General features: G+C 71.4%; 7 protein-coding genes. All 7 read right to left on the reverse strand.

All coding sequences use genetic code 11. The features are described 5' to 3' along the window. Positions 1-10 precede the first annotated feature (10 nt). A complete protein-coding gene (locus tag VN520_RS05125) occupies positions 11-238 on the reverse strand; it encodes a hypothetical protein (protein ID WP_325745632.1) in 228 nt (75 codons plus the stop codon). 68 nt (positions 239-306) lie between these two features. Continuing rightward, the gene (locus VN520_RS05130; RefSeq protein WP_325745633.1) at positions 307-546 is read right to left on the reverse strand and encodes a hypothetical protein; all 240 of its coding nucleotides are present in this window, start codon (positions 544-546) and stop codon (positions 307-309) included. 346 nt (positions 547-892) lie between these two features. Next, on the reverse strand, positions 893-1,870 hold the full coding sequence (locus VN520_RS05135) for an NAD(P)-dependent alcohol dehydrogenase (RefSeq protein WP_325745634.1): 978 nt from the start codon (positions 1,868-1,870) through the stop codon (positions 893-895). 94 nt (positions 1,871-1,964) lie between these two features. After that, a complete protein-coding gene (locus tag VN520_RS05140; RefSeq protein ID WP_325745635.1) occupies positions 1,965-2,729 on the reverse strand; it encodes a DUF4386 domain-containing protein in 765 nt (254 codons plus the stop codon). A gap of 28 nt (positions 2,730-2,757) precedes the next feature. After that, positions 2,758-3,015: a hypothetical protein gene (locus VN520_RS05145; protein WP_325745636.1), complete on the reverse strand. Its 258-nt coding sequence runs from the start codon at positions 3,013-3,015 to the stop codon at positions 2,758-2,760. A gap of 226 nt (positions 3,016-3,241) precedes the next feature. Further along, the gene (locus VN520_RS05150; protein WP_325745637.1) at positions 3,242-3,994 is read right to left on the reverse strand and encodes a DUF4389 domain-containing protein; all 753 of its coding nucleotides are present in this window, start codon (positions 3,992-3,994) and stop codon (positions 3,242-3,244) included. Positions 3,995-4,230: 236 nt separating this feature from the next. Next, positions 4,231-4,472 (reverse strand): LuxR C-terminal-related transcriptional regulator (locus tag VN520_RS05155; RefSeq protein WP_325745638.1); only part of this gene is annotated, 242 nt, incomplete at its 5' end.

Raw genomic sequence — 4,472 nt, forward strand, 5'->3', positions numbered from 1 at the left:
AGAGGTGGGGTTAGCCGGCGGCGCGGCCCGGCGGCTCCCGCCAGCCCTCCAGGAACGCATGGCCGAGCGCGACGGCCCCGCGGACCAGGGGGGCGACCACGATGACGACGAACACGAACCCCCCGGCGTTGGCCGGCCGCGGGTCGGTGAATGAGGGCAGCGCCACGATGGCGGCGAGGACTCCGAGGGCGAGCGACAGCCAGAAGTGCCGGCTGCGCTCGGTGATCCACCGCAGCATGCAGGCAGCGTAGGAGTCCCCAGCTCGGCCCGGTAGTGACTGCAACCCCCGCCGCTTCGGGTTATGCCTCACCCCGATCGGGCCGTGGCCGGTAGCTGTATCCGCAGGCCGGCGAGCAGAAGCCGTAGGCCGTGGTCGAACTGGGCGGTGAGATCGGGCCCGTACAGGTGGTCGACGGTGGCCGCGATGTGTGGAAAGTCGGGGGCCGAAAGGCGGGCGAGCAGGTCCGCGAGATCGATGCCGCAGCGAACATCGTGGTCCGCCACGGCACCGAGGCGGTGGGTGGCGGCGAAGGGTGATTGACCCACCTGGTGCTCCGCGATCGCGGCCGCGGGCACACTGAGACGGTGCCGGCGGCGGGTCTGTTCGTGCTCATCGGTGCGGAGCCGCACACCCAGTGGCTGCCCGACGGAGTTGAGCGGGATGACGCGGGCTACGTCCTGACCGGCGCGGCGACGCGACCGCTACCGCTGGTGAGGCCCGCCTGTTCACGACCAGCCTGCCCGGCGTCTTCGCCGTTGGCGACGTCCGGCACGGGTCGGTGAAGCGGGTGGCCTGCGCGGTCGGCGAGGGCGCAGTCGCCATCCGCATGGTCCACGACCACCTCAGCCAAGCGTGAGGTCGTCGCCCGGGCGGTCGCCGCAACGCTGTTCGTCAGGTGACTGTGATGACGACCTTGCCGCGCGCGTGCCCGTCTTCCACGTGTCGTAGGGCGGCCGCGGTGTCGGCCAGTGGGTAGGCCCGGTCGAGGACGGGAGTGACCTGTCTGGCCTCGACGAGTTCGGTGACGGCGAGCAGGTGCTCCCGCGTCCAGGCGGTCGGCAGTGGCCGCAGCCGCTGGCGGACGAGACCGTTGAGCGCGGCCACGCGGAGGATCTGCCCGATCGGGCCGAGCAGGTGACCGGGTGAGCCGCCGGCGTTGAACACCAGGGTTCCGCTGGGGGTCAGCGCCCCGCGCAGCCGGCCCAGCGGCTGGCTGCCGGCGTTGTCGAGGATCACGTCGTAGCGCACACGCCCGTCGGAGAAGTCCTCGGCGGTGTAGTCAATGACGTGCGCGGCGCCGATCGAGCGGACCAGCTCGATGTTGCGTGTGCTGCACACGCCGGTGACCTCCGCGCCCAGCGCGGCCGCGATCTGGACGGCGAAGCTGCCGACCCCGCCCGCGGCGCCGTTGACCAACACTTGTTGCCCCGCCCGAACCTGACCGGCGTCCCGGATCGCGCGCAGAGCGGTCTGCCCGGCCATCGGCACGGCCGCCGCCTGCTCGAAGGTCAGCCCGGCCGGCTTGGGCACCACTCGGCCCGCGGTGGTGCGCGCGTACTCGGCGAAGGCGCCGTCGAACCAGCCGAGCACCTCGTCGCCGGGTGCCAGGCCGCGCACGCGTGAGCCGACCGTCTCTACACGCCCCGTCCCGTCCACCCCGGCCACCCACTGCTTCGGCCGGGTCAGCCCGACACCGCCGATGAGAAGGGCGATGTAGGGATCGCCGCGCAGCATGTGCCAGTCGTAGGGGTTGACCGCGGCGGCGTGCACGCGCACCAGCACGTCGTCGGGGCCGATGTGGGGGAGGTCGGTGTCCACGAACTGCAGGACGTCCGGGGGGCCGAACCGCTCTTGGACGATCGCCTTCATCGCTCCTCCTTCGTTCCTCGCGGGTGGTCGGGTCCGGGAGCCGGCCCGGCCTCCCCACGAGGGTGGGTCGGCCGGGGCCGGGAACGGTGCGCGCTCAGGCCGGTGACAGCTCAGAGGCACTGTGCCCGGCGGCCGAGGGGAGCGCGGCGACGGCTGCGGGCTTGAAGCCCTTGACGGTCAGGTAGACGCCGAGCGAGAACTCCCACACGGCGATCGGCAGCGCCGCGAGTGCGATCGGGCCCGTCCGGTCGAAGACGCCGAAGAAGATCGCGATGTCGGCGGCCAGCAGCAGTGGGGCGCCGATGAGCCCGATGGTGGGCAGGATGCGCGGCACGAGGCCGGACCGGTACAGGACGTAGCCCAGGCACAGCGCGTTGAAGACCGGCGCGAGGCTCTGACTGAGCAGGAACGTCCAGTCGTACGTCGCGGCCAGGGTGTGGCCGGTGGTGACCAGCGACGCCGCGTCCGCGTCTGCGGTGCCGGCGACGTCGTTCCGCAGGGTGACGAGAGAGAGGACGCTGACGACGCCGACGATGATGAGCGCGCCCTCCACCACGCGGGATGCGACGAACCCGAGGGCGGCGGTCTCGCTGACCCGCTTCGCCACCGGGAACAGCACCACGGCGGTGCCGATGCCTGCCAACGCGACGATGACCTCGGAGAAGGCGCCCAGCAGCACGCCGGTGTCGCTGCCGGCGCCGAGAACGAAGTCGGCGCCGTTCCGCACCGGCTGGAACACGATGAGGGTGGGGATCGACACGAAGGTGATCAGGTACAGGATCCCGGCGGCCAGGGAGGTCCGGCGCATCTGGTCCATTGGCGGTCGTGGCGCTGCGGGAGTGTCCACGGTCGTGCTCATGTCGGGTCCTTTGCGAGGGTTGGCTTGGTCACCTGGTGGAGTTGTGCGGCTGGTGTGGGCCGAGTTGGGTGACTGCGAGCAGCGGCAGGCCCAGGTCGCGGACCTTGCGCAGTACGCCGTGCAGGGCGGCCTGGTCGAGCACCGCGCCGGTGAGGACGGTGCTGCCGTCGTCGGAGGTGAGGGTCATCCCGTCGAACCAGTCGGCCCATCGGGGGTCGAGACGGCCCCCGAGGCGGATCTCGTAGCGGCTGCAGTCGGCAGAGCGGCCGTTGGTCTGCCTCGTCATCAAGTCCCCCTGTCCGGTGCCGGCCGGGTGGTCCTCTACGAGTCAGCCGGCGCTTCGCGCGGTCTCGCGTGCTGAGGTCACCTGAGATCTCCGGCGTCGAGAGTCGAGGTGTGCCGTCACCGGTCCGCCTCGCTGCTGGGCGCACGCGCGGGGTCGTGTGCGGGCCGGACAGACGCCCCCGGAGACCTGACCGCCCTCGGGGACCACGTGCCGGGACGAGCGGGGTTCACCGCGCGGGCGCGGTCGGGGCCGGTGGGTTGGTCGCCGGCGCCACGACCGGGGACGGCGGCAGGGGGCTCGCCGGCACCGAGCCGGGGTCGGTGCCGCCCATGTCCAGCCGGAACGGCGGATAGCGGTCGGTCATCAGCGCGGTGTAGGCGGCCACCCGCAGCACCCAGCGGTCCACGCCCAGGATGAAGTCGTACAGCGGCTTGGGGTAGCGGCCGGTGATCAGCAGCACGATCGCGGCGATGCACACCAGCAGGGACAGCAGGCTGACGCTGGCCTCCCAGCTGCGGTCGGCGTTCCCGGCCCCGGTGGCCAGCCAGATCCCGCCGCCGACGAAGATCGACACGATCAGGTAGTGCGGAATGGCCAGCAGCCACCACTTGATCAGCACCAGGCCGCGGGAGAGCCGCTCGGGATAGGCAACGTCGAGATGGGCGGGATAGTCCGGCACGTCGGCGAGGGTGAACGGCGGGTAGCGGTCGGTGCCCAGCGCCCAGTACCCGTAGTAGTGCACCCGCCAGCTCCACCGCAGGACGCCGACGTTGAAGTCGAACAGTCCCCGCGGATAGCGCGCGGTGAACAGGATGGCGAAGAACGCGATCACACCGACCACGTAGAAGGCCAGCCACAGAAACGCCAGCACGACGAAGTGTGGGATGAGCAGCAGCCACTTCACCAACCACAACCAGCGCGACGGCGCGTCCTCTGACGCGTCCACGCGGACCGGGTAGGGCGTTCGGTTCTCCGTCACGTCTCCTCCTCACATTGCAGGTGCTGTTTGCCTGTGGCGTGCGCGGTCGGTCGCCGCGGGGCGCCCCGGTCGTCATGGCCGGCGGTCCGGCGTGTGCCGGTACGGAGGAACGTAGGAAGGGGGAGGGTGAGAACGGATCACCATGTTTGGTGATCCATGTGGTGATCCGGATTGAGCGGGGAGGCGGTGAGAAGACCGGAGCCGGCCCCGGCAGCGGGCTGGACGGCCGCCGGTGCCTACCGGTCGGCGACGGTGGCGCGGCCGGGGCGGTCGCGATGCCGCGACGTCAGGTCGAGCTCTTCGCCCCGGCGGACCGCCGCGCGGCGGTTGGTCACGCCGAGCTTGGCGTAGATGTTCTTGGTGTGTGTGCGGACGGTGTTCAGTGACACCACGAGCTCGCGGGCGATGCCCGGCCCGTCCAGGTCGGTGCCCAGGAGTCTCAGCACGTCTAGTTCGCGGGCGCTCAGCGGGTCGATCA

It is taken from the genome of Streptomyces sp. (genome assembly GCF_035563135.1).
Taxonomy (GTDB): domain Bacteria; phylum Actinomycetota; class Actinomycetes; order Streptomycetales; family Streptomycetaceae; genus Streptomyces.